Origin of the sequence: Acinetobacter sp. ACNIH2 (assembly GCF_002934965.1) — a bacterium.
GTDB classification, from domain to species: Bacteria; Pseudomonadota; Gammaproteobacteria; order Pseudomonadales; family Moraxellaceae; genus Acinetobacter; species Acinetobacter tandoii.
In genome coordinates, this window is record NZ_CP026412.1 from 133,307 (window position 1) to 159,522 (window position 26,216).

The following is a 26,216-nucleotide window of genomic DNA, read 5'->3' on the forward strand; positions in this document are numbered from 1 at the left end:
TATTGAATAAATCTAGATCATTTTCCATCATCAGGCTAAAAATCTAAGAATTCAAAATAACAACTTTAAGCAAGGAGGCAATTAATGCCTATTTTCAAAAGACCTGAGCTCTTAGATTTACTTTTTCCCACTGTCCTGTTCATAAGTGTGACCACTATTGCGTCTGCAAACACTCCACCTGTAGTGCTGAACACCCCGAAAGCGCTTATTTACCCCAATATAGATCCCAGTTTAAGTGAAAGTCTTTATCCAAATGAGGCCGCCACGGCCAAGCAAATTGCAGACACTATTGAAATGTCCATTCGCAAAGAATATGTCACAGACATCGCGCTACGTGATGCACATCCCAAAGCTCATGGTTGCGTACGCGCAGAATTTAAGATCAATGAAACATTACCTCCCCTCCTAGCTCAAGGTGTTTTCATTCCTGGGAAAACTTATCAAGCATGGATTCGTTTTTCTAATGGATCAAGTAATGCTAAACAGGCAGATATTAAGAAAGATGCACGCGGCATGGCAATCAAGCTTTTAGAGGTCTCTGGTAAAAATTTCTCAGATGAAAATTCTTCCACCCAAGATTTCATCATGATCAACCATCCAGTCTTTTTTGCTAACGACCCCGCTCGCTATCTGTCATTCATGCAAGATATCAATAGTGACAAATTTCTAAAAAAACTACATATTCCTTTTGCATTAGGAGCAAAAGGAACTTGGATTGCCCTAAATACTAGAAATAAAATTTCAAATCCATTACAAACCAGATACTGGTCTATGGTGCCCTATCAATTGGGATTAGGCGATCATCGTCAGGCGGTAAAATACTCTGCTCGAGCTTGTTCGACCATTGTCAGCCCTATTCCTGCTAGACCTAACAGGGACTTCTTAAGGGAGGCACTCCGCACGAGTTTGCAAGAAAGCGATGCGTGCATGGAGTTTTTAGTCCAACCTCGAACATCCACTTCCATGTCCGTCGAAGACTCTATGACTGAATGGAAAGAAGACCAAGCTCCTTTCTACAAGGTGGCAACGATTCATATTCCTAAGCAAGTATTTGACACCCCTGAGCAAAATAAATTTTGTGAAAACCTTTCTTTTACACCTTGGCATGCTTTGGTTGAACATAAGCCACTTGGAGGCATAAACCGAATGCGCAAAATCATCTATGAGCAGATTAGTCGCGTCCGACATGAAATGAATTCGACTGAGAGATTGGAACCCTAATCATAATGAAAATAAATTAAGGGAATCTGCTTAAACTCACTGATCAATTCATAATTTTATGTATAAACAATAAGTTCTTATCGTTATGCAACTTCATCGACAATATATTGCATTAAAAACATTAACAAAAAATGGATCAATCATGTCTCAACTTAAACATCCGTTGTAGGGCAACTGAAATCGAACATTTACCCAATATGTCCAAGGTTTGAAACAAAGAGGATTACACATCAGATGTAAAGAATAAAATTGAGGAGCTCAAGCCGAAATCTGATATAGTAGCCCCCATATAGTTAGTGGACCTTTCTTTACCCTTCCCTACCTACTCCCACTAAAATGGGTAATCAAACGGGTAACACAAACAAGTCCAAACAAATTTTTTAAATTTTCTAGTAGGTTAAAGTGAAAATAGTCATTCTTAACAAGCCTTATGACGTTCTCTCTCAGTTTCGTAAAGACGAAGCCCATATGACGATCTCTGACTTTGTAGATGATCCGACTTTGCGTTTGGCTGGTCGTCTTGATATGGACTCTGAAGGCTTAGTTTTTTTAACTGACCACGGTGGTTTAAATCAATACATTACCAACCCTGCAAACAAAAAGTACAAAACTTATTTAGTACAACTTGATGGTGATATAACCGAAGAAGCATTAGAGCAACTTCGCAAAGGTGTTGAATTAAAAGATGGGATGACCCTACCAGCCCAAGCAACGAAGGTTGAACAACCTGAATGGTTATGGGATCGTGATCCTCCTGTACGTTTTCGCGCATCCGTTCCGACATCTTGGGTCGAAATCTCAATTTGCGAAGGCCGTAACCGTCAAGTCCGTCGTATGACTGCTGCGGTTGGTTTCCCAACTTTACGTTTAATTCGTACTAAAATTGGTGCAATTGATCTGGTTCAAATGGGTTTACAACCTGGTGAAACTAAAGAAATTGAGCCACTTTTATACCCTGACTTTCAAAATATTCCTGCTGAAGAACCTTACCGTTCACGTTCTTATGTGAAAAAACCAGGTGGTACAGGTGGCAAACCTATGGTTCGTAAGAATAAAGATGGTTCTGTGAAAAAGTCAGGTACGAAGCGTATTTGGCAAATGGATGAAAGTGAGAAACCACGTCGTAAGACCAATGGTACAACACGTCCAAATACCAAAGCACCACGTGGTCGCGGACGTAATGGTCGTTAAGATTTGATTTTATTAAAGCTCACGTAAGTGGGCTTTTTTATCATAAATATTCGAACAAAAATATTATCTCTTTATAATATTTACTCGCTCTGTTTCCCATGAATCTTCAATAAAATATACCTCAATTTCATAATGCTCTTTTATTTGAGAGTTGAATTTATTTGCACAAATAAGAGTAAACTCAACATTTAAAAAATCTAAATTTTTAGATAGTTTAACCAGATCAGGTTCAAGATAAATTACTTCATCTACAAAAACTCTTTCACTTATCAAAAATTTTTTATTGTTTACTTCTATCCTAATATCTAAAGCTTCCGCAATACCTTTATTAAATATTGTGAGGTATAATCTACATAAGTCATTGACTTCATTTTCTTCCTCAGAGTATCCCCCAGAGTATATTTCACACTCACATGAGCTAATCAATAAATTGGGATTGGAAGCATAATTCATTGCATCAAATTGTTTTTGTTGAATTCTAGCCAACTCTGTTTGCTGCTGAACACTCTCCTTCATCTCATCAATCTGAAGTTGTAATGCTTTTTCTTGTTGTTCTAATGCTGTTGTATTTTGATCTAACTGCTTACCTTGCTGTATATATCCTAAAATCAGCCAAAAGAAAGCGATTGGTGCAAATATTCCAGCAAGAAAATCACCCAATTCATTTAATGTTGCAGGTAATTGATAACCATAACTTTGACTAAATAAATCCCCGAAAACCAAATAAAGCTAACTAAAACTCCGAAGATCAAACTTTTCTTATTCATTTTTCTTAAATCTCACAAAATATTCTGATACACGACAATGTCATCTACTGCTGTTCGAGGCAGGAAGCATACAATATTTATTGTTTCAGCGAAGTCTCGATCAAAAATGTCATTTGACGAGTTCAGTAGATGACGATGGTTTTGGCTACTTTTGCCTAAACAAAAGTAGCTCGTACCGAAGGTTAAGCACATAATGTAATATCTAATGATTAGCTACAATCCGCTAAATAATAAAGCAAAGGTTAAATTTCTAAGGTTTAGAATATAAATAAATAAAAAGCCGATGGATCACCTTCTATCTAGTTAAATTTATATAAAATTAGGTTAATTTAAAATTTTATATTATTTTACAGTTGGTTAGAGTTCATCGGTTTTTATATGTATATAAAAACTGTATATATAAAAAAGGCTGGCATATTGCCAGCCTTTTTTATATTTCAGCTAATATTTTTTGTATAGCAGATACAAATCCTGACTTAAATAATGATCGTCCATTTTCGTCCTTAATCGAACCCAATTTAGAAACCACCCAACCTCTGTTTAGAAGATTATTTACGTCAATAGCATCGCGAAGCGCTTCGATTTCACTGTTGACCAATATGCCAGTTAACGCTGGTATTATTTCGACTTGTTGCTGTACTTGGCCTGCTGAAAAAGCGCGATTTGGTCTCATATCAACAATCACTTCTGTTTGTTGTTTTAGAATATGGTTCTCAGCTTTGAGTTTTTTCTTTTCAGCAATGATTTGACCGAAGACTGCTCTCATAGCTGGATCATCTAGTTTCTTCAATAACTCCATGTCTGATGAGACTTCATTCTTTCGCGAATGGCGAACGGGAGGCTTTTTCAGTGAGGTATCTGCCTTAATTGCCCATTGGTTTATTAAAGTACGGAAATGTACGCCTGTTTTATTACGAATACTAACGTCACCAACCCCACCTTGAATTTTAGATATCCGTCCAATTGTAGCTATCGAATAATCTTGCCCATCGTTATTAAAATGCTTTTCGAGTAAATTGTTTAATTTCTCTAATGATTCTTGAGTACGTTTGCTTTTATCCTTTTTAAGATTATCCAAAAATAGATTCATATCAGTATTCATTCGAAAGTTCTCCACGATGATTACTGCTAACTAAAGAATTTAGTGAAAAACTATTTATAGGCATATTTAAATGCTTCTCTAAAGTTTTTATTCCAAACTGAAGTAGTTGATGATTTTGTAATAATTGATCAAATTCTAAATACGATACAGTTTTTTGAAAACTTTCAAGTTTATTGCTAGATTCAATTTGTTTCGTCATAGCGCGAATCATAGCGTTAGCTGCAATTAATTGTTGGTCTTGATCAAGTAATAATAAATGGGGTAAATAACCATTTCGAATCATTATCTGACTCAAACTCCGAGTTCTTTCTTGAATTGCAGAAGTTTTTTTCAAGTCATCTAACAAATCAGGATATATTTCAGCATCTTCACAAAGTAAAGAAAGATGTAATAGCTCTGATGTTGTTTCAATAAATCCAATTTTTATATCTTCTTGCGAACCAACGGCTACCAACTTTATTTGATGCTCATCTTCATTTCTATTTTGTTCTATTTCAACTAAACGCCGAATGAGGTTGAATGTTGCTATCCAATCTTTTGTGTACTCATCAGATTCAACTAACTGCTTCTGATGGCGTCTAGTAAGAGACTGTAATTCATGATGTTTTAGAAATGGTTTATTCTGCAACTCAGCTTCATATTTTAGCTCCTCGAGACTCTCTATATCTGCCTCTATTTTTGCTGCTAAATTGGCTGCATTATAAGCTTTATAACTCATAAAATTGAGATGAGCATTGAGCGCTGGAAGATAACTAGCATCGGTAATAAACCATCTGCATCTCACGCAATTTTCATTACTGTGACCAACATTATGATGAATATTTTTGGAAAAATTTGTGGAATCTTGAATTAATTCTCCACCATTCCAACAGCCTGCGATAGATTTCACCTCATCAGTCATTACATTATTACCTCCAGCCAAGCAAAGTCCATGGTGTCTCAATTCCCACCCGATTGGATTACGATTCGCTAATATTGACCTAATTGATGGTTCATTATGAAAGGCCATTTTGGATTCAATTTGGCGTAGTTCAGCATCTTTTAAAAATGTACGGATACTTTCTTCAGATTTATTTTCCAATACTTTTGTTGCTTCTGCCATTTTCTCCTGCATGACTACAGGTGTTAACTTCGTATAATAAATGGTCATTAGCATTCTTGAATGACCTGCCAAAAGTTTAGAAACGATAGGAAGTGGTAATTTAGCTTCTATTAAGTAACTTGTAATAAGTGATACTCGCAAACTATGCAGCGGAAAGTGAGTTCTAACTTTTGGATATTTATGGTTTTTATCATAATGATGTACTAGTTGAAGTGGTATATCATTGGGAAGTGTATCGCCACTATTTGAGAGATTATTTTCTAATTTCTCTAATAATTTATACCAAATCAAAGGAATGCTAGCGTCTGGAATCGGTTTGGTTCTATCCTCATTCGAATTTGCTGTTGCGTCACGCATTAAAAAGCAACAATGTCCCATACTTGCTAGGTAAGCCTTTGATCTTAAATCTTTTGTGTGTTTAATTCCTAGAGTCGTGCAATCAGTAGGGGCTAGAATAGGATTATATTTTTCTTGCCAATTTCTTAGCTTTTCAAGCCAGTAAATTAGAATTTCATGTTGCCAAGGAATTTCGTAGCCTCGTTGAAATTCATCTTTGTTTTGATCTGCTGTTTTATTTGTATTGATATATAAACCTGTTGCTTCCAATCCTGTAAGATTGTCTTTGAACCGTCGAAATATGCCTTTTGAATAACTATTAAATACATATTTACACTTTGTATTTTTAACCCATTTTCCTTTTTGATAGCGCATACTATCTGCTTCACCACTATCCAACATGCGCACTTGATATGTTCGAAGAGGAAGTTGTAATTTAACAAAGAGAACCATTGCTGCTACTGGCGACCACATTTTGTAAATGGTTACAGGCTTTTTGCTACGCACTACTGTTTCACGCCGCCAAACACAATCTTCATCATTCTTATCTATAAGATTTTCATCAACTTCAAACCAACCTATTGCCGCAGTCGATCTAATTCCACTCAGACTTTGTGCCCAATTCCAGTTTGAAAAACTTCCAGATGGTTTAGGACATAAAATTTCACTGAGACTTTGAATATAGCGATACGGTAAAGGACTATGAACTGTTTCAGTTAGTGATTGTTTTATTTTCAGTTTTTCAAGAGGATTTGTATAAAGATAGATCTTGCCACCTTCATTCCTATTCTCCAAAAAATGATTATCCAATATCCAGTCTATAAATTCAGATGTAAAGTTAATTATTTCTATAGTACTTCTATTATCTAAACGATTGGTATTTTTCATGATTGCTGATTTAAATTCATGACTAGAAGCTTTCCAACCACTTTGGTCTCCAGCTAAAAAGATAACGATATCAGCACACCACGGAACAGTCTGCATAAGGTATTTATCAAAAAAAATACATAGTGCATTTAGCCTGCCTGCTGTAGATATATCTTGTATTTTCATCCATTCTTCAGCTAACTCTCGCCATACATTTAGTTTTCTGCCATATTTTTTAGTTAACCATTGAAAAGTTAGATCACTTTTTCTACCTTCAGGTTTGGATATTTTCATTCTCATTTGTGTTTTCCAAATTTAGGATTCTTGCCAGCGAATAAGTTATATGGATCAATATCATCGAACCCATGCTGTAATAAAACTTGCCAACTGGGAGTACATGTTTCCTCATTAGCGTTTGATGGATTCAAAAGCTGTTCTGTTGCCACAGTAAGAGCTTTTGTGACTTCTTTCAGCGAAGGAGTCGTATAGACCAATTGAGATTCTATTGAAGAATGATGTAAGCATTTTTTGATAATTATGGCTTCTACGCCTGCCCGACTTAAACGCCGACCATAAGCATGCCGGTGAGAATGAGGAGATAGTCCATCAGATTTGGAAACGTCTAGACCAATACGCTTTAGAGCGCGTCGATAATTATCATGGAATGCATTAAGCGTGTATGCTTTACCTATATGTTGATTATGGAAACTAACAAAAGCATATGGATGATTACGCTCAATACAGACAATGTATCGCGTATATTTATTCCAAGCTTTAGCAAAGATTTCTCCAAATTGAATTGGAAACCAATGTATTTCCAAATATGAATCTTTATTATCTGTTAATCGATTTTTCCACCCAACATTCTTTTTTCCACTTAAGTGATTTCGTGGAGTCAAAGCATACTTTTCTAATAGGTAAGCAGCTCTTTTTGTTTGATTAGATCGTCCACGCCAATTATTTGGAGCTCGACCCTCTTCAGGATGATAGATGCGGACTTTTACACTATTATTGTTAAAAGGATCAATTAATACATCTTCAATCCAGAGATGGAGTGCCTCTGACTCACGTAATCCACCTCCATGCATTAGCAACAGAATAAGTTGATCACGTAGAGCAACACGGCAGTCTAGTGCTCCACCAAGACCTTTAAAATAGAATTCTTCAAAAATATTTTCAGGAAATTCTATTGCGTCATGAATTTGTTTACCTAAAGGTTTTCTACGTTGTATGCTACGTGCATAGCGAGCAGTTGAATTTATATGTTTATCTTTAATATGTCCTAAAAAATCATTTTGGTTTTTACGAAACCATGCTGCGTAATTTAACCGTTGAGTATGACTATCTGCTTTAATGAATGGATTCATTAAAGTGGATTTATGATTCTCAGCCATCCAATCCGTTAATTGAGTTAGAGCATAAATATATATTTGAGCAACTTGCTTACTGTTAGGTAACCAGTATAGGCCTGATGGATCTAATCCCTCTGCACTGATCGTACCTGAATATAAACAACTACTAAAATTTTCAAACATGATTTGAGGTGTAGAAAATCCATGCAGATTTGCGGCCATATACTCTAAGAGCCGCTGGGTAGCTCTAATAGAATTATTAATGGTTGATAGGCTCTTTCCGTCACGTTTTAATTTTAAAACAAAATCTAAAAATGGCTGGATAATTTCATTATTTTCATCGATTAAAACAGGAGTTTGTATAAAAAACCCTGTGTCATTTTGTATTATTTTTGCTGTTACTTTGACAGTTCGCATATGACACTCTCTAGCTTTATATAAAATAAAAAGGCAGAAAGCACCTTAGACATTGCTTAATCAAGCAATGTCTTTTAGAATGAAAATGTCTTGAACGACCAAGTAATAGACATTTTCATAAAGACCCATCCTATGTATGGGTCTTTATGCTTTCTGGAAAATAAAAAATTAGATTAATTCATTTTACTCTTCCTTAAGTCCCAATCGAACCGCAATTTTATGGCTTTCTCCACGAAGTGGAACACGATTCATTTTTAAAACTCTATAAACAAGTTCAGGTGAAAAATTATTCTCTTTAGCCCAATCTGAAAATGTAATTCCTTTTGAATGAAATTCATTTTTTATTTGCTGAACAGACTTAACCATATTAGATCAATTTAAAGGAAATTAGATGAAAGTTATATAAACATTTCTACAGAGTCAAGCTAAAAAAAATTAATTTAATATTATGTTTTTACTGGATTATTTTTATTATCATAAAGTTTTTAATTTAAAATATTATCCATTAAATTAATATTTGAATTAATGTATTTAATATCATTCTCTAGTTTTTCTTTATGACTAATAAAATATTTCTCTAATGTTTTATCATCTTCTAATAGTGATTTTATAAAATTGATATTATTTTCTTTGTCTTTTATTTGAACTGCTAACTCTAGCTTTTTAGTATTAAAAAGTCTTTCAAGTTTTTGTTTTTTATGTCGAGCTCTGAGTTCATTCAAGCGGGGAGTTTCCTTATAACTAAAAGAGGTTTTGGTTGATTTTTCCTCATCAATTTCCAGATACTTACACTCCAATAGTACTTTCAGACCAGCATACATCTGACCTTTGTACCATGTAGTCTTATAACATTCCCCAAGTTTTATTTTTTCCCAAAAATGTCTTGCTCGCCAATTATTAATTTGATGGTTATCAAAAATTTCTAAGAATTCATCATATAAAGGTAATTTAACGTTTTTCTTCACAACTTAACTGCCCAATCACAAAAGAGGATTATAGTCCGTGGATATATAGTCCTCAATTGGTGATATTTCTGTTTTTTGAGCAATTAGTTTCAAATGTCAGAATTATCAGTGGTGATTGGTCAATTAATCCGCACCAGACGAACACGACAAAAAATCACTCAAGAATCTCTTGCGCTTCAATGCGGGATTGATCGTAGCTATATGGGGCGTATAGAACGTGGTGAAGTTAACTTAACTGTTGAAAAGCTTTATGAGATTTCAAATGCTCTAGAAATATCAGCAAAAGACTTACTCCCGTGAAATTACTGTGTTTCAGAACATTGATTAATCATATCTAACTTTTTAGAGAGCTATCGATTACTCTTGTTTCAATAACAAATCACTCAGTACATCTGAAAGGTTTTGCATTTTATTCCGTTCAATTAATCTGGCTGACATACCTAAAGAAATGGGAACTTCCACATCTAAAATAGGATTATCACCTATGAATAAAGCCTCACACATTTGGAAATCTAATTTAGTTCGTAACGTTTCATAAATATTTATTTCTGGTTTTATTGCATCAACCTCGTAGCTTAAAACAAGTACATCAAATAAATTCTTTGGAAGAATAGTTTTAAGCTTATCACCATAAGGTTTTGCTAAGTTTGAACATAAGGCAATCTTAAAACCAAGATCCTTAAGTATTTGAAGAGTTGGAATTACATCTTCAAACAACATAATCGTATTCAATTCAAATTGAAGATCATGATTTATTTCTTTTAATAATTCTGTAGGAAGAGCTTTTCCAAAGAGCACTGCCAGTTCCTCAAAATCCAAGTTATTTGACATGATGATACTAGCATCATTTGTAGTGGGTTTTCTTCCATTGTCTTTCAACCAATTCATAAGTCTACGATACGGATGTCGACTTTCACCAATTTTTACAAGTGTTCCAAATGCATCGAAAATTATCACTTTAGGCGTTTGATTCATAGTATTAATCGACCACAATAAAAATGAAAAAAGTAAGTTGATTATGATTTTGTTTTAAATTTCACGTAAATGCCAGTATCTATCGTAGTTTAATTTTCTTTTTGTAGCTTTTTTCATTATTTAATAAAACTTTCTTGGATATAGATGGATTGTATTCCAAACCTAGTTTTAGAGAATTCTACATCCAATTAATAGTTGTTAACTTAATAATTTTACTATATAAATATTTTATTACTTAAATTTTGTGAAATTAGTCACATGACAAGAATAATCCTAAAACTGCCTCAGTATGAATTAGCAAGAAAAAAAATTGCATCAAATTATATGCAGCAGATAGGACTTCCAGAAACCATTATAAATGCGTCTGTAGAGCATGACACTGAAAAAAGAAATTACTGGAAAATTTTAACTGATCTAGATAAACCTTTTGATATTATTTACATCAAACAATGGAATAAACGAACCGAACCAATTAATGATGTTCCAATATTAAAATTACCGGCAGATATTAATTTAGAGTCGATCAATGAGCATACTAAGCTTTCATGGATACAAGTTCCTCTCTCCCCTTTATCGCCAGCAGAAATAGTAGCAAGCTGGGGTAACAGATTTCAGTATAAGCAAGATGATCCAACTTCAGGGCTAAAAGGTCTTAGGCCTCCTCAAATTGGGGCTTTACATGCAATAGCTTCAAAATTTACTTCTAAAAAAGATTTTACCCCACTAACTGTTATTCTTCCGACAGGAACAGGTAAAACGGAAACCATGTTAGCAACAGTTGTTTCCCAACAATGTTCAAATGTGCTTATTGTTGTACCGTCGGATTCACTACGCCAACAAATTTATAAAAAGTTCTCTACTTTTGGATGTTTAACTGATTTAGGTGAGATACCTAAAACTATAAATTATCCTGCTGTTTTTTTGGTTAAGCATGGTTTAAAAACTGAGAGTGAAGCAATTGAAATTATTGAATCATCGAACGTCATTATTGCTACAACTTCAATTTTAAACCATTCATCTCAAGCTGCTAAGTTAAAATTATTTGAGCTTTGTACACATTTATTTATTGATGAAGCACATCATGTTGCTGCTTCAACTTGGAATAATATTCGTCAGAATTTTAAAGATAAGAGAGTTGTACAGTTTACTGCGACTCCTTTCAGAAATGATGGTAAAGACTTAGGTGGAAAAATAATTTTCAATTATAGTCTTGGCGAGGCACAGGAAGATGGGTATTTTAAAAAAATAAGTTTAAATCCAATTAAAGAATATGATTTAAAACAGTCAGATATCTCTATAGCTAATAAAGCTATAGAACAACTTAGATTTGATATTTCACAAAGTTATGATCATTTGGTTATGGCAAGAGTTAATGAAAAATCTAGAGCTGAGGAATTATTAGCGATTTATGAATCTATAGCGCCTGAGTTGAACCCTATTGTTGTCCATTCAGGTCTAACATCATCACAAAACAATCAGAAGTTAGAACTGCTTAAAAGTAGGCAGTCACGGATAGTAATTTGTGTAGATATGTTGGGTGAAGGATATGATCTTCCAAATTTAAAAATCGCGGCATTGCATGATCAACACAAAAGTTTAGCTATTACATTACAATTTATTGGTCGATTTACACGATCTTCAAGTAATACTCCAATTGGAGATGCTTCTGCGATTGCTAACATTGCAGATGTTGAGATTCAGGGAGGTCTACAAAAGCTATATGCACAAGATGCAAATTGGGATTTAATTCTTAAAAGATTGTCAGAAGAAAGAATTAATAATGAAATTAAACTTCAAGATGTTATTGATTCCTTAAGAGGTAATGGTGGGCTAGATAAGCAAATCTCTTTATGGAATTTACGACCATCTTGTTCAGCTATGCTATTTAAAACAGAATGTCAGGAATGGAATGTTAGTTCGCTTGAAAATTTAAATTTAAGATTTGCTCAAACATGGCATGCCATATCGGATGAAGACAAAATCTTAATTATTTTAGGAGTTAGAAATACTCCAGTGAATTGGGGAAAGTTTGAAGATATTGATGACACCAATCACTATATTTTTATTCTAAATTGGGATGAGGCAAGAGAAGCTGTTTTTGTTTATTCGAATGATCATGATGCATTCAAAACGGAAGAAATAGTCAAAGTTATTTGTGGTGAGAATACTATTCAAATTACTGGCGAGGCTATTTTTAAAGTATTAGATAATGTTCAGCTTCCTTTAGTTAAAAATCTAGGATCATCACAAGTTGGAGCAATTAGTTTTACACAGTTTTTTGGACCAAATGTTACGGATGGTTTATCGCAAATTGAAAAAAGCAGTTCTGAACTTAATAACATTGCTGTTTTAGGTTATGAGAATGGAGATAGAGTGGTTTGGGGATGCTCGCAAAAAAAAGGAAAGATTTGGTCTCCTAAAGCAGGGAATCTTATTGATTGGCAGGAATGGAGCCAAAACGCTTGGGATAAAATTCATTCTGAAGATCAATTAGATGTAAATAATCTAGTTAAAGACTTTCTAAAACCTATACGAATTAACAAAGCATATGAATATTACCCTTTATTTGCGGAATGGGGTGAAAGCCTACAGAATGTATTCGAAGATAAAGTAGATATTTTGTTTGATCAGACAGAAATTCCTTTATTTCTAGCTGATCTAGAAGTTCTTAAGGATGACTCAGAGCAGCTTTATATAAAAGTCTATACAGAAGATCTCTTTGGTATATATCGCTTAAATATCTCGGCTCAATTTGCCTCAGGCTACATGTATGAACATGTTGAAGGAAGTGCAATATCTATTAAGACTCATAGTTCAACAATTCCCTTTGAAGAAAAAATGGTAAAAGATCCTGTTAGGATCCACTATATTGATGGTTCAATGAGTTACAATTGTTATTTGATTCAAATAAATTTAATAGACAATACCTTTGATGTAGATGCTCTGAATCAAATTAATTGGACTGTAGATATAACTAAAGAATCAATGGGGAAAGCTCAAACTAGAGATACTATCCAATATCAAACTTTGAGTATGATTGAAGATCAATTTGAAATAATAATTAATGACGATGGCAGTGGTGAAATTGCTGATCTTGTCGCTTTGAAGCAAGAAAATAACGAAATAATTTTAAGTTTATATCATTGTAAATATTCAAGTTCACCTGAAGCTGGTCGCAGATTAGCCGATATGTATGAAGTTTGTGGGCAAGCTCAACGTTCTATACGTTGGAAACATGCAGGTCTAAAACACTTATTTAAACATATCAATGGACGTAATAATAAGTGGTTATCTGATGGCTATAGTAGATTTATAAAAGGAGGATTAGCTGATTTGGAGAAATATAAAAATATGGCAAATACAATGCCAATTAGATTAGAGGTAACAATTGTCCAGCCAGGTTTAAGTCAAGCAGTTGTTACTGAAGAAATATTAAAACTATTGGCATGCACTGAATCGTACATAAAGAAAACGACAAGAGCTGACCTAAAAGTTTGGTGTTCGATATAAACCTTGTTTTAATATAATCCAACTCCAGTTTACTCAGTAATACTATGCAAAGAACAGATGTCTAAGACATCTGTTCTTATTTACCAATTACAGGGCGTCAGTCAAAGTGAGATTTTGGGCATTACATTGTGCCTTGACCTGTTCCATTTGTTCATCTGAATACTGTTCTAATCGTTCAGAACATTTTTCAACAAAACGCTCGATTGATGATGCTTCACGAACCGAAAATGGTCCACCAACATTACCACCACGGCTTGCATAAACCACTTTGTTTTCACTATTGAAACCTAAAACAATACGCTCTTGATTATTTGGGGTTCTAAATAACCATCCTCGTTGTACATCTTGTTCTTGAATTGACATGTTTTCTCCTTATGAATTATTCCGGCATAGGTAATAAAGTATGTGTATTGGATTTAATTTGATTGGCTACAGGAATTTCAAGAAAATCCTGAATCCACTGTTTATCTTGGAAGTCCAAATTATGTAGGTATGCATGATTTGCTACAATAGATTTAAGCAGTGACATAACAAGAATATTATTGGAGTGTTCCTTTTTTATTAATTTAATTGATGGCTTTGGTAGTTTATGGCTAACAAGTAACTGCGAGTACAAATTAATTAAAAGGTAAGCTGCTGATGGCTTTTTATCGCCATCAGTTGCACACATAGAACTACTAATATGTATTAGCTTGCTATGGGCAGTAGACTGTGAAATTAGCTGAATCATATAGAAACAAATACCAAAAATAAAATTGTTAATCATTTCTTTGGTTAATTCTTTAGCTTCACTTTCTGTTATATCTTCATTATTCTCCAGAACGACATTAAGTAAAAGTTCCTCTAAATCATCTTCTTTATCATTAAAAATACTTAGATAGAAATTCAATACCTTTAGACCAGTGTCATAAGAAGAACTGAGGATATGCTGTAAACCTTGAATTTGAATAGAAGAATGACGGTTCTTTGCAATTTGACCTAATACATCAATACTTCTCAAAGCTGATGTGGCTTGTTGAATAAGCTCAAACTCTTGAGAGGTATCAAGCGTTCTTTCATTTATATCATTCGAGTTTAATGAGTATTCAATAGGGGAGAACTCACCAAGTTCTTCCTCCATTTTATCCTTACGTTCCAATAAATCTGCACGCTGTTCTTCTGGACTTTTATCACTGTCCAGAGCTATTTTTAAGAGTCGATCTCCAATAATTTGCTTATATCCTAAGGTAGCATTTAAGGACATATCAAATGTCGTCACATGTGATAATAACTTTGTCGCATGTTGCAAAATTTCATCCAATAAATCTGTACCTCGTAAATGATGTACTAGAAAAATTAAAATATTGGCATTCTGTTCGTTATGGATGTTTTCACAGAGATAAGTTATATCTGCCTGTAATGTTTTTGAATTATCCGATAAGTGTTTCGCACATGAGAAGTAATACAGATACTTCTGAGAAAACTTCAAAGAGTCTTTATCTGGGGAAACTAAAATCCCAGATTTTATTAATACATCTTTCAGGTTACTAGGTGGAACATATAATTTACTATATTCAGCTAAAACCTCAGAGAACTCTTCATCAGATATACTATCAATCTTCAATTTATAGAAATAGTAAGCTAAGTAGGAAAGGAAGTTTAAAACGCCATCTAATTCTTGCATCCCTACTTTTGCTTTACTGAGCATTGCTGTTATCAAGACGTGATAGCATTGACCATAAGATGTTAGAGAATAGTTGCCATTTGTATGCGACAGGTTCTCTAAGGTCTGCATAATACTAAGAATATAAATGGGTCTTGAATCCATAATATTCTTTTTCATTATGGAGTCGAACTGACGTGAAAAAATATCAATACGATTATATGCCTCATCACTGATTAAATTTTCATCATTTTCAGATTCTAAAAGGACCCATTTCTTAATTAGTTCATATCGCTTTTTATATCCAAACGGCTGAATTTCAACCTCATAGAAGCCATGTTTTAAATATTTATTTTGCTCATGGATGATAGATTTTTTATCAATGAAAAGTACGACTTGTTTGAAATCTTCCGACAATACCTTTAGTAGATTGTCTAAGTATTGAGGCTTTAACTTTTGCTTCTCGAAATCATCAATAAAAATAGTGTACTGACTAAAGTCAGCTATTGGATTCAAATTATATTTATCAGTGTACTTTTTAACCAACTCAACAATATTAGTATTGTTAATATCTGTACCATTCAGAATTATTACTTTTTCATTAGTATTAATCGAATCCTGTGCCAATTTTTTGAAAAGGGATGTTTTCCCTGTTTCTTCTGTACCACGAAAATAAACTAGCTTGAACTTATCAAGGACCTCTTGTGGTGTCCAAGAAGGTTTTTGAATAGTGGAAATGTCATTAATTATTCGTATATCAGGGTATACGAATAATTCTTCTAGTGTAATAAAGTCTTTCTTGGCATGGGTGATATGTATGCCTAAATTGTTCAGGTAATTAGATAATTGGTTAGTCTCAGGAACCATTAGTTCGTGGCTAATACTTTCACTAATTATTACTTTTTTTTTTCGTCCATAGCATTACTTCGTATGAGGTGAATGACATCCATCAATTCATCCGTAATATCTGAGAATACCTCGTCCCGATCATCCCAATCTTTTAAAGGCTTACCATCTTTGGGCTGACATAAAACCTTTCCAAAAAAAGTATGCTTCCATGGACATTTTCTTAGGATAATAGGGAAAATATTAGCTGTGCCAATTTTTCTCTTTTCCAGTGCATCTTGCAGCTCTTTATTGATACAGTAGTCTGAATTCAAATATTCTGGGCTAACCATACAAATCATGAGGTTCATTTCAGTAAGAGCCGCTTCAATAGTGGGTCTTAAGTCTTGACCTGTCTTTATATTTTTATCAACCCACAGATTGGCGTTACTCAAATTGTTAATCGCAGGTTTGATAAACATTAATAAATCATCTAAAAATTTTTTATCTTCATCATTTGTATGGCAGTAGCTAACAAAAATATTTATTTCTTGACTCACTTAATTCCTCGTTTAAATCTTAATTTAAGTATTTATTTTTAGCTAATATACATCATTACTAATTTATGTTTCAAGTTAAAGACAGTTTACATTCCACTAAATGACAATTTAATCTATTTATATTTTTTTAAAAAAATTAACTTTTTAATTTAAATATCTATTAAGCAGTTTAATATAAAGTCTCTATTGATTAACTCTAAACCAATAATTTTATGAATAGCTTTCTTACACAAAAAATTAAGAATTCTGAATAGACCATATTTGTTTAGGAGAGTGGTGGCAGTCCATCTAATGGAGAACGTTGACCATTAGAACCATGTCTGCGTTTTGAATTGTAGAACATCTCAATATATTCAAAGATATCTGACCTTGCTTCAGTTTAGTTATATAGATTTTATTCTTGATCCTCTCTCGCTTTAACAACTGAAAGAAGCTCTCAGCAACAGCATTATCATGGCAATTGCCTCTACGACTCATACTACTTTCAAGATTGTGGTGCTTGAGAAATGTCTGCCATTCATGACTAGTATATTGGCTACCTTGGTCAGAATGAATCAACACCTTGTTCTTTGGTTTTCTTCGCCATAAAGCCATCAATAACGCATCTAAAACTAGATCTGTCGTGGTTCTAGATTTCATAGACCATCCTACAACCAAACGAGAAAACAGGTCGATAACTACAGCCAGATATAACCAACCTTCATGAGTACGGATGTACGTAATGTCTGTCACCCACAATTGATTATGTTGGGAATCTTGAATTTCAAGGTAGGTTAAGAAACAGAAAAAGATTTATATGTCTTATATAATTTCAACTAGAGATAACCAAATTTAAAACACTACAGTTGAGTAAAAATAGACTCCCTTGAGAGCCTATTTGATATGTTTTATATATTTACAAGTACTAGTAATAACATTTGCATCGGCTTTTTTCACATCATCGGCTAATAGCCGATTTTGCTCAACTTAAACTGCTGCAAGCGCTGCGTTTAAAGTTTCGCTAGGACGCATTACAGCATTTACTTTCGCTGGATCTACAGCGTAGTAACCACCGATGTCCGCAGCTTTACCTTGAACAGCCGCAAGCTCTGCAACGATTTTGTCTTCGTTTTCTGCAAGTGCTTTTGCAAGTGGAGCAAATTTCGCTTTCAACTCAGCGTCTTCATCCTGAGCAGCTAAAGCCTCAGCCCAGAACTTCGCTAAGTAGAAATGGCTACCACGGTTGTCCAACTCACCTGTACGGCGTGATGGAGACTTATCGTTGTCAAGTAACTGACCCGTTGCTTGGTCTAGAGTTTTCGCAAGAAGTTTTGCTTGAGCATTGTTTTCTTTAATGCCTAACTCTTCTAAAGAAACCGCTAATGCAAGGAACTCGCCTAAAGAATCCCAACGTAAGTGGTTTTCTTCTACAAGCTGTTGTACGTGTTTAGGCGCTGAACCACCAGCACCTGTTTCGTACATACCACCGCCCGCCATTAACGGCACGATAGACAACATTTTCGCAGAAGTGCCTAATTCCATAATTGGGAACAAGTCAGTGAGGTAGTCACGTAAGATGTTGCCTGTTACAGAAATCGTATCTAGACCACGCGCTACACGTTCAAGTGTATAACGCATTGCACGTACTTGTGACATGATTTGAATATCAAGACCCGTTGTATCATGGTCTTTCAAGTACTTTTGTACTTTCTTGATAAGTTCATTTTCATGTGGACGGTACGGGTCAAGCCAGAAGATTGCAGGCATACCAGAATTACGTGCACGTGTTACTGCAAGTTTCACCCAGTCACGAATTGGTGCATCTTTCACCTGACACATACGCCAGATATCACCTTCTTCTACATTCTGTGACATCAACACTTCGCCAGTTTCTAAGTCTGTGATGTTTGCAACACCTGCTTCAGAAATTTCGAAAGTTTTGTCGTGTGAACCGTATTCTTCAGCTTTTTGCGCCATCAAACCTACGTTTGGTACAGTACCCATAGTACGTGGGTCAAAGTTACCATTCCACTTACAGAAATTGATCATTTCTTGGTAGATACGTGCGAAAGTTGACTCAGGCATTACTGCTTTACAATCGTAAGGTTTGCCGTCAGCACCCCACATCTTACCGCCACCACGAATCATTGCAGGCATAGAAGCATCTACAATCACATCGTTTGGTGAGTGGAAGTTAGTGATACCTTTAGCAGAATCAACCATTGCTAACGCAGGACGGTGTTCTTGGCAAGCGTGTAAATCTTCGATGATTTCTTCACGTAAAGAAGTCGGTAAAGTTGCGATCTTCTCGTAAAGACCTGCCATACCGTTATTTACGTTAATGCCAAGCTCATCGAACAATTTACCGTGTTTTTCAAAAGCTTCTTTGTAGTAAATTTTCACACAGTGACCGAAAACGATCGGGTGCGAAACTTTCATCATGGTTGCTTTTACGTGTAAAGAGAACAAAATGCCTGCTTCTTTACAATCATCAAGTTCTTTTTCATAGAAATCGCAAAGCGCTTTCTTGCTCATGAACATAGAGTCGATGATTTCGCCATCTTGAAGCGCAACTTTTGGCTTAAGTACAATGGTTTCACCAGATTTGGTGATCAATTCCATTTTTACGTTACGCGCGCGATCAAGCGTCATCGATTTTTCACCATGATAGAAGTCACCTTCTTCCATGTGTGAAACGTGAGTTTGTGACCATTGCTTCCACTCGCTCATAGAGTGCGGGTGTTTTTTAGCATAGTTCTTTACTGCAGCAGGCGCACGGCGGTCAGAGTTACCTTCACGTAAAACAGGGTTTACAGCCGAACCTAAGCACTTACCATAACGTGCTTTAATCGCTTTCTCTTCTTCTGTTGTTGGGTTCTCAGGATAGTCAGGAATCGCATAGCCTTTTGATTGAAGCTCTTTGATACATGCTATTAACTGCGCAACAGATGCACTGATGTTTGGAAGTTTGATGATGTTTGTATCAGGATCTTGTGTAAGACGACCTAGTTCTGCAAGATTGTCTGGCACTTTTTGCTCTTCTTTTAGGCATTCAGAGAATTCTGCAAGAACACGTGCGGCAACAGAGATATCCGTTTTAACGATCTCTACACCAGCAGATTTAGTAAAGGTCTCAATGATCGGCAGTAGCGAATAAGTCGCCAACAATGGCGCCTCATCAGTCAGTGTGTAAATGATGTTTGACTTTCCACCAGCCATATATAGCCCCTTGTGTTAAATTGAGTATTGAGAACTAGACTTTTGGCCCAGTCCTACGAACCGATTACTTGAATAAACCCTGAGAGTATCGGCCTTCAACGCTTATCAGTCAACGATATATCTTGTGATAACGACATTTCGTCAGAAAATACCACACAGTTTATGTGGTTTTTTTAAACATTTTTTAAAGTCAATTATTTACATACAGAACAAAATATATCCTGCACCCTTTATTCTCATCGTTATTCTTTAAAATCGTTGTTGTTCATATTCAATTCAATATAGCGCAATACCAACACCACCTCATCTCAAATTATGATCTATTTCATGTTGAATCTTGAATATTTATTGAACTTTCAAATTTCTATTTTTTATTCAAATACCTTGATCAGGCGCTACGATAGTGCTAATTATGATTCACATTTAATTATAAATATACAATAACGTATCAAAAAGGATGAGACATGGACACTGTAAAAGGACATACATTATTTAATAATGATCAAGTCATGCAAAATATAGGTGCCCGCTTAATCGACTACAAAGACTGCTATGCCAAAGTGGAACTTTTGGTCGAAAAGCGACATACCCAAGGACATGGTACTTGTCATGGTGGAATTATCTTCACTTTAGCCGATGGTGCTTTTGCGGTTGCTTGCAATACAGGTGATTACCCTGCCGTGGGGCAGCATTGTAATATCAGCTACATTAAACCTGGACGGATTGGTGATGTACTCACTGCAACTGCGGAGTTACGCTCCCAAGCAGGCCGTTCCGAATTTTACGACATTCAGGTGGTGAACCAAAAGCAAGAAACAATTGCGGAGTTTAGAGGTGTGTCACGGATGTTGGTTCCTATGAAAAAAGAACAACCATAACGCTAAGTTGGCTCTGTGTATCCATTGTTCATTAATGTTCTATCGATTCTGGTGTCTGTTACATAATGAAATGTTGATTTCTGATTGATTGTTTAAACTCAATCTTTTTTTAGCTTTAGGAAAAGTCAAATGGTTAAATATTTCTTGCCACTTGTTGGACTTAGTCTCTCTTCTTTCTGCTTTGCACAAAATCCTTTAAGTGTTCATGTACTCAATTTGGACAATGGTTTACCGTCTGCAAATGTAAAAGTCGTGCTAGAAACACAACAAAATAATCAATGGGTCGAGATCAATTCAGGTACGACCAACGAACAAGGTCGAATTACTGAGCTTTATCCCAAGGACACAGCTTTACAGAAAGGCATCTATAAAGTTACCTTCAAAACAGGTGACTGGTTCCGTCAAAAGAATCAACGTTCATTCTTTCCAGAAGTTCCTGTGGTATTTGTAATTGATGGCTCACTTGATCATTACCATATTCCACTGTTAATTAGCCCTTATGGCTATTCAACCTATCGTGGCAACTAATGTTTCGAAACAGCTTTACTAAATTCAATATAAAAAACGATGCCATAAGGCATCGTTTTTTAACTCTATTTAAATCTGACAGCTTAAGCTTTTAACCAAGCATCTGCCTTCGTCTGATCTTCTACTTTTAATTCCACAGTAGCTAAACCAGTTTCACCAGCTTGAACTTCAAATTGCATCAATTCATCACGACGGAATGCAAAGATAGTAAAGGTCTCTTTACGTTTCGCATATTGCGCCAAGAGCTTTTCACTGGCTTTTAAGCCATCAATCGCAAGAATCACATCATTGGCAGAAAGTCCTGCTTGCGCAGCAGCGCCATCACGGCGAATTTGCTGAATCAGCACACCTTCTGGCTTGTCTACGACTTTCATGCCAAATGGCAATGATTTGTCATTTTTCAAGCTATAACTTAAGCCAAATTCAGGGAATAATTGATCGAGCGGCAATTCATCGACGGTATTGATTAAATGGTTAATTTGTTCAATCCAATTATCACCTGTCAACTCATTACACAATTCAACAATCGTGCGTTCGTGTACCTGTACACCCTTTTGCGCATTTTCATATAGTTTGCGCATTAAGGCATCTAAGCTTGAACCACGTAAACGCAGACCTAAATCCAAACACAATGCGACTAAACAACCTTTGTTGTAGTAGCTAGTGCCAGCATTGTTCGAGTTTTCATCCTGACGATAGAATTTTACCCACGCATCAAAACTAGATTCTGCCACTGTTTGTACATGACGACCTGGGTTCTGCAAGTAACGATCAATCTGGGTTTTAAGTAGTTTTAAATAAGATTCTTGCGAGACCACACCACTGCGTAGCAAAATCAAATCGTCATAATATGAAGTAAAGCCTTCAAACACCCAAAGTAAAGTGGTGTAGCTTTCTTTATTTAGGTCATAATTAACCAAATTTTCAGGACGAATAAACTTGACCAACCACGAATGGAAATATTCATGGCTACACAAGCCTAAAAAGCGCTGATAATCTTCCGAAGGTTCTACAGGTTCATCAACTTTCGGTAAATCACTGCGCGGTGTAATTAAACTGGTGCTGTTTGGATGCTCTAAACCACCATAACTGTTGCCCGTTGCCATGGTCATAAAGGTATAGTTGGCAAACGGTGCTGAACCAAACATCTTAATTTCAGTGGCACAGATTTTTTCGATGTCCTGCTGCATACGCTCGGCATTCATGGCATGTTGCCCTGAAACCACAAACTCATGTGTGATGCCTTCAGCATTAAAGCTAAAGCGAGTTTGCTCTGCTAACTCAAACGGTGCATCAATCAGTTCTGCATAGTTTTTGGCTTTTAAGGTATAACGACCTTTGACCAAACTTTTAGATGCCAAGCCTGTTGCTAATTGGAAATGTTTTAATTCATCAGGCAAGAACAGTTCAACTTCAATTTCTTTTTCTTCCTGACCATCCAAACCTAAACAAGCACATGCAGGATTGACATATAAACGGTTCTGATCGACGTAGGCGCCACGCACAGACAAATCATAGGCATAGACATCATATTCAACCGTAATAAATTCGTGATCCGTGTTGAACAAGCGCCATTTATTCTTTTCAAATTTCTGAATTTTTAGAACGCGCCCCGATTCATCATACGCGCGCACAGATTCGATGTGTTTAGAAAACTCGCGAATCAAGTAGCTACCAGGAATCCATGTGGGGAGAGAAAGGACTTGAGTTGGGTTTGCCAAAAAACGCAGTGTGACATGTACAAGATGCTGACGATAATCGTCAAATTCGATTTGATAATGCAACATAATAGGCAGTTCAAAATAAAATAATTAATCTTAGCAGCTAGCTTAGCATTTTTTTCTAAACCGATGCAGAACTGTGTTATTTGTCTGCAACTCGGACTAGCCATCAAGTTAAAAAAGGCATAGCATTCCCCTAGTTTTGTCAGTTTCTTGCTGATGGATTAGCTTGATAGGAATACCTTTGAAACGTTTCACTTACCTCCTCGCTTTATTTGCTTTGCTCTGTACTTCTTTTGCAAACGCTACACTCCTTAACTTAGTTCCCGAAAGTGTTCAAGCCGAATCATGGACGATTTTAGACACCCAATCTGGACAAGTGATTGCTGAACATAATAGCCATGCGCAACGCGCACCTGCTTCATTAACAAAAATGATGGTTGGTTATATTGCTTTAAAAGAAATTCAAGCAGGACATTTGCGTAAAGATGAAGTACTCACCGCCACACCTGTTGTAAAAATAGTCATGTGGGACGAATCACAAATGTATCTAAAGGAAGGCGAAAAAATTTCGGTAGATCAACTTCTGGCAGGCTTAATTGTGATGTCAGCAAATGATGCGGCCGTTACGCTTGCCGAGCGTATTTCAGGCAGTATTCCAAAGTTTGTAGAACGCATGAATCAGGAAGCAAAAGCGCTCGGTATGAAAGACACGCACTTTCAAAACCCAGCAGGCATTACTATGCCAGAGCACTATTCATCTGCAAATGATTTAGCGCAATTAGGACAAGCGATTAGTAAGCAAACGCCAGACTATTTTTATTATTCCAAGCAACAGAGTTTTAGCTATAACCAACGCTTCCACCACGCAACTAATTTAGTCCTGAAAATGGATCCTACCGTTGATGGTTTAAAAACAGGCTATACCAAAGCAGCAGGTTATAACCTTGCTCTAACGGCAAACCGTCCTACCATGAACCCTGATGCACCAAATCGTCGTCTAGTCGTTGTAGTCATGGGAACCAAGAGTGCTGCAAAACGTGCGGAAGTGGCTTATGACCTTATGAATTTGGCTTACACCTACACACGCAACGAAGTTGCAATTAAGGATAAGCAACTGATTGCTGAGCTACCGGTGGTGAAATCCACATTGAAAATGTTTAAAGTTCAAACCCAAGCACCTGAACTAATTACAACGTCTTTGTACGACCAACCTTATGCGATTGACTTAAGCACTTACGACAAGATTAATCAGCGTATTATGCTGAATACAGGTGATGGCAGCTTACACCCTGTTAACCCTTTGGCAGAAACAAAAACACATTTAAATATTGAAATGAATGAGCATGCTTTAACTGCTCCGTTGGCGAAAGTCATGCAGTTGGCAACTGTACATGTTTATCAAAACAACCAGCTCATCCGAACTATTGCAATTGAAGATGATGTTCAAATTGAAGAAGCCAATGTATTTGAGCGCTTCTTCATCTGGTTAAAACATATTCTGCCTTTTTTTGGTTCAGATGATTTTAAAGTAAAAATTTATCCACTCCATTAAAGTTGAATGCTTTAGTTTGGTTTATGTAAGTTGTTGTAAATTGTAAAACAATTTACAACACATCAAAAAAGAAGATGGCATGTTAAGCCATCTTCTTTTTTTTAATAATAAAACAGGTCGGTCAAAATGAACGAACTACATAAAATTGTGATTGTCGGTGGTGGTGCTGGAGGGTTAGAGCTGGCTACTTTATTGGGAGAACATTTTGGTAAACAGGCTAAAGCCAAAATTATTTTAGTTGACCAAAATCTGACACATATTTGGAAACCGTTATTACATGAAATTGCAGTCGGTACACTGAATGCCCACAGCGAGGAATTGAATTATTATGCGCATGCAGCACAACATAATTATGAGTTTGTCTTAGGTCGCTTTACTGAATTAGATCGAAGCAATAAAAGTATTTTTTTAGAACCTCCTTTATCTAATGGAAATAAAGATCAGCAGCTCTTTTCTCTTAACTATGACACCCTTATTTTTGCTATTGGCTCTACATCGAACGACTTCAACACAGAAGGTGTACGTGAGCATTGCCATTTTCTAGACAGCCGTGCACAAGCCGAACAATTTCAGCAACAACTTTTACACTTATATGTGGCCGCGCAAACCCAATCTTCGCTCACAGATTTGAATATTGCCATTATTGGCGCGGGTGCAACTGGGGTAGAATTGGCATCAGAACTGGTACAGAGTACACAAAGTTTTCATCAATATGGGCTCAATAAAATCGATCCTAAACGAGTAAAAATCTCCCTCATTGAGGCTGCCGACCGCATTTTACCTGCACTGTCAGAGAAAATATCACAGCATACTTTACGTGAACTGCATCATGCCAACATTCAAGTTTTAACCCATAAACGAGTCAGTAAAATTGATGAAAAACAGATATATTTTGCCCATGGTCCCAGTATTCCCGCAGATCTAAAAGTTTGGTGTGCAGGGATTCAAGCACCGAGAGTATTTCAACATCTGACGGAATTCGAAAAAGATCATTTAAATCGTTTAAAAGTCTACGCGACCTTACAAACCAAAACAGACCCGAATATTTTTGCTTTTGGCGATTGTGCACATTGCCAACCCATTGCCGATGAACCTGTACTTGGACCACGTGCACAAGTCGCGAGTCAACAAGCCCATTTCTTGGTGAGTGCCATGTCCGCACGAATTAAAACAAAACACAGCCGATGTTTAAATTTGTAGATAAAGGCTCATTGGTGTCATTAAGTCATCATAAAGCTGTAGGAGAATTGCTTGGGCAAGTGAACGTGCAGGGATGGGTGGCGAAATCACTTTATATCTCTTTGTATCGTATGCATCAGGCAACTTTACATGGATATACCCGCACCGCTTATTTTATGGCAAAAGATGCAATGAACAAAAAACTGGCACCTAATATTAAATTGCATTGAAATTTTTTAAACTGCCCTTATTAAATAAAAAATGTCGTAAAAAAGTACAAATTGCAGAATTTTGATGAAATACAGTCAACAAAATCTGCTTTTCA

19 protein-coding genes and 2 pseudogenes are annotated in these 26,216 nt (G+C 35.8%); 8 read left to right on the plus strand and 13 right to left on the minus strand.

Annotated features, from left to right (window positions below):
• Window positions 1–84 precede the first annotated feature (84 nt).
• Together C3F34_RS00560 and C3F34_RS00565 are read left to right on the plus strand one after the other, a co-directional pair.
• The gene (locus C3F34_RS00560; RefSeq protein WP_104440828.1) at window positions 85–1,221 is read left to right on the plus strand and encodes a catalase family protein; all 1,137 of its coding nucleotides are present in this window, start codon (window positions 85–87) and stop codon (window positions 1,219–1,221) included.
• Between the two features lie 402 nt (window positions 1,222–1,623).
• A complete protein-coding gene (locus tag C3F34_RS00565) occupies window positions 1,624–2,412 on the plus strand; it encodes an rRNA large subunit pseudouridine synthase E (RefSeq protein WP_104440829.1) in 789 nt (262 codons plus the stop codon).
• 63 nt (window positions 2,413–2,475) lie between these two features.
• Here the strand turns inward: C3F34_RS00565 and C3F34_RS20495 are convergent, their stop codons facing one another.
• The 6 genes from C3F34_RS20495 to C3F34_RS00595 all read right to left on the minus strand — a co-directional run bounded on the left by C3F34_RS20495 (window position 2,476) and on the right by C3F34_RS00595 (window position 9,320).
• On the minus strand, window positions 2,476–3,135 hold the full coding sequence (locus C3F34_RS20495; RefSeq protein ID WP_228155316.1) for a hypothetical protein: 660 nt from the start codon (window positions 3,133–3,135) through the stop codon (window positions 2,476–2,478).
• 474 nt (window positions 3,136–3,609) lie between these two features.
• Window positions 3,610–4,281, minus strand: a complete 672-nt coding sequence (gene gmtX, locus C3F34_RS00575; RefSeq protein ID WP_104440830.1) for a gamma-mobile-trio protein GmtX — start codon at window positions 4,279–4,281, stop codon at window positions 3,610–3,612.
• Complete coding sequence (locus tag C3F34_RS00580; protein ID WP_104440831.1) at window positions 4,271–6,886, minus strand: VPA1269 family protein; 2,616 nt, start codon at window positions 6,884–6,886, stop codon at window positions 4,271–4,273. Before C3F34_RS00580 ends, gmtX begins: the two co-directional genes overlap by 11 nt.
• Complete coding sequence (gene gmtY / locus C3F34_RS00585) at window positions 6,883–8,355, minus strand: gamma-mobile-trio recombinase GmtY (protein ID WP_104440832.1); 1,473 nt, start codon at window positions 8,353–8,355, stop codon at window positions 6,883–6,885. Before gmtY ends, C3F34_RS00580 begins: the two co-directional genes overlap by 4 nt.
• A gap of 183 nt (window positions 8,356–8,538) precedes the next feature.
• The gene (locus tag C3F34_RS00590; RefSeq protein ID WP_104440833.1) at window positions 8,539–8,721 is read right to left on the minus strand and encodes a DNA-binding protein; all 183 of its coding nucleotides are present in this window, start codon (window positions 8,719–8,721) and stop codon (window positions 8,539–8,541) included.
• Between the two features lie 119 nt (window positions 8,722–8,840).
• Window positions 8,841–9,320: a hypothetical protein gene (locus tag C3F34_RS00595; protein WP_104440834.1), complete on the minus strand. Its 480-nt coding sequence runs from the start codon at window positions 9,318–9,320 to the stop codon at window positions 8,841–8,843.
• A 93-nt stretch (window positions 9,321–9,413) separates the two neighbouring features.
• Between C3F34_RS00595 and C3F34_RS00600 the strand changes: the two genes are divergently transcribed.
• Entirely contained in the window at window positions 9,414–9,620 is a 207-nt protein-coding gene (locus C3F34_RS00600) for a helix-turn-helix domain-containing protein (protein WP_104440835.1), read from the plus strand.
• 57 nt (window positions 9,621–9,677) lie between these two features.
• Here the strand turns inward: C3F34_RS00600 and C3F34_RS00605 are convergent, their stop codons facing one another.
• On the minus strand, window positions 9,678–10,295 hold the full coding sequence (locus C3F34_RS00605; protein WP_104440836.1) for an HAD family hydrolase: 618 nt from the start codon (window positions 10,293–10,295) through the stop codon (window positions 9,678–9,680).
• Between the two features lie 258 nt (window positions 10,296–10,553).
• Here C3F34_RS00605 and C3F34_RS00610 point away from each other — a divergent pair, with 258 nt between their 5' ends.
• The gene (locus tag C3F34_RS00610) at window positions 10,554–13,805 is read left to right on the plus strand and encodes a DEAD/DEAH box helicase (protein ID WP_104440837.1); all 3,252 of its coding nucleotides are present in this window, start codon (window positions 10,554–10,556) and stop codon (window positions 13,803–13,805) included.
• Between the two features lie 87 nt (window positions 13,806–13,892).
• On the opposite strand, the gene C3F34_RS00615 is transcribed toward C3F34_RS00610, so the two are convergent.
• The 5 genes and pseudogenes from C3F34_RS00615 to C3F34_RS00635 all read right to left on the minus strand — a co-directional run bounded on the left by C3F34_RS00615 (window position 13,893) and on the right by C3F34_RS00635 (window position 20,030).
• Entirely contained in the window at window positions 13,893–14,168 is a 276-nt protein-coding gene (locus tag C3F34_RS00615; protein ID WP_104440838.1) for a hypothetical protein, read from the minus strand.
• A gap of 16 nt (window positions 14,169–14,184) precedes the next feature.
• Window positions 14,185–16,314 carry a hypothetical protein gene (locus C3F34_RS00620; protein ID WP_228155317.1) on the minus strand — a complete coding sequence of 710 codons (2,130 nt, stop codon included), beginning with the start codon at window positions 16,312–16,314 and terminating at the stop codon, window positions 14,185–14,187.
• Between the two features lie 29 nt (window positions 16,315–16,343).
• Window positions 16,344–16,832, minus strand: a complete 489-nt coding sequence (locus C3F34_RS00625; protein WP_104440839.1) for a toll/interleukin-1 receptor domain-containing protein — start codon at window positions 16,830–16,832, stop codon at window positions 16,344–16,346.
• Window positions 16,833–17,097: 265 nt separating this feature from the next.
• Window positions 17,098–17,576, minus strand: a pseudogene (locus tag C3F34_RS00630) (IS3 family transposase); the annotation flags it as partial.
• 222 nt (window positions 17,577–17,798) lie between these two features.
• Window positions 17,799–20,030: an NADP-dependent isocitrate dehydrogenase gene (locus C3F34_RS00635; protein WP_016167492.1), complete on the minus strand. Its 2,232-nt coding sequence runs from the start codon at window positions 20,028–20,030 to the stop codon at window positions 17,799–17,801.
• 464 nt (window positions 20,031–20,494) lie between these two features.
• Between C3F34_RS00635 and paaI the strand changes: the two genes are divergently transcribed.
• Window positions 20,495–20,908 (plus strand): hydroxyphenylacetyl-CoA thioesterase PaaI, encoded by a 414-nt coding sequence (gene paaI, locus C3F34_RS00640; protein WP_016167491.1) that lies wholly within the window; start codon window positions 20,495–20,497, stop codon window positions 20,906–20,908.
• Between the two features lie 129 nt (window positions 20,909–21,037).
• On the plus strand, window positions 21,038–21,436 hold the full coding sequence (gene uraH, locus C3F34_RS00645) for a hydroxyisourate hydrolase (protein WP_044739447.1): 399 nt from the start codon (window positions 21,038–21,040) through the stop codon (window positions 21,434–21,436).
• An 83-nt stretch (window positions 21,437–21,519) separates the two neighbouring features.
• Here uraH and C3F34_RS00650 read toward each other — a convergent pair whose 3' ends face one another.
• Window positions 21,520–23,223, minus strand: coding sequence for a M61 family metallopeptidase (locus C3F34_RS00650; protein WP_104440840.1), 1,704 nt, complete (start codon window positions 23,221–23,223; stop codon window positions 21,520–21,522).
• Between the two features lie 178 nt (window positions 23,224–23,401).
• Between C3F34_RS00650 and C3F34_RS00655 the strand changes: the two genes are divergently transcribed.
• Both C3F34_RS00655 and C3F34_RS00660 read left to right on the plus strand, forming a co-directional pair.
• Entirely contained in the window at window positions 23,402–24,712 is a 1,311-nt protein-coding gene (locus C3F34_RS00655; protein ID WP_104440841.1) for a D-alanyl-D-alanine carboxypeptidase PBP6B, read from the plus strand.
• Between the two features lie 126 nt (window positions 24,713–24,838).
• Window positions 24,839–26,121, plus strand: a pseudogene (locus C3F34_RS00660) (NAD(P)/FAD-dependent oxidoreductase).
• Window positions 26,122–26,216: the final 95 nt, after the last annotated feature.

Excerpts from the sequence above, each read along its gene's own strand:
- C3F34_RS00620 (WP_228155317.1), bottom strand. The coding sequence starts at position 16,314 with ATGGTTCCTGAGACTAACCAATTATCTAATTACCTGAACAATTTAGGC.
- gmtX (WP_104440830.1), bottom strand. The coding sequence starts at position 4,281 with ATGAATACTGATATGAATCTATTTTTGGATAATCTTAAAAAGGATAAA.
- C3F34_RS00580 (WP_104440831.1), bottom strand. The coding sequence starts at position 6,886 with ATGAGAATGAAAATATCCAAACCTGAAGGTAGAAAAAGTGATCTAACT.
- C3F34_RS00605 (WP_104440836.1), bottom strand. The coding sequence starts at position 10,295 with ATGAATCAAACGCCTAAAGTGATAATTTTCGATGCATTTGGAACACTT.
- gmtY (WP_104440832.1), bottom strand. The coding sequence starts at position 8,355 with ATGCGAACTGTCAAAGTAACAGCAAAAATAATACAAAATGACACAGGG.
- C3F34_RS00600 (WP_104440835.1), top strand. The coding sequence starts at position 9,414 with ATGTCAGAATTATCAGTGGTGATTGGTCAATTAATCCGCACCAGACGA.
- C3F34_RS00650 (WP_104440840.1), bottom strand. The coding sequence starts at position 23,223 with ATGTTGCATTATCAAATCGAATTTGACGATTATCGTCAGCATCTTGTA.
- paaI (WP_016167491.1), top strand. The coding sequence starts at position 20,495 with ATGGACACTGTAAAAGGACATACATTATTTAATAATGATCAAGTCATG.
- C3F34_RS00615 (WP_104440838.1), bottom strand. The coding sequence starts at position 14,168 with ATGTCAATTCAAGAACAAGATGTACAACGAGGATGGTTATTTAGAACC.
- C3F34_RS00635 (WP_016167492.1), bottom strand. The coding sequence starts at position 20,030 with ATGGCTGGTGGAAAGTCAAACATCATTTACACACTGACTGATGAGGCG.
- C3F34_RS00590 (WP_104440833.1), bottom strand. The coding sequence starts at position 8,721 with ATGGTTAAGTCTGTTCAGCAAATAAAAAATGAATTTCATTCAAAAGGA.
- C3F34_RS00610 (WP_104440837.1), top strand. The coding sequence starts at position 10,554 with ATGACAAGAATAATCCTAAAACTGCCTCAGTATGAATTAGCAAGAAAA.
- uraH (WP_044739447.1), top strand. The coding sequence starts at position 21,038 with ATGGTTAAATATTTCTTGCCACTTGTTGGACTTAGTCTCTCTTCTTTC.
- C3F34_RS00560 (WP_104440828.1), top strand. The coding sequence starts at position 85 with ATGCCTATTTTCAAAAGACCTGAGCTCTTAGATTTACTTTTTCCCACT.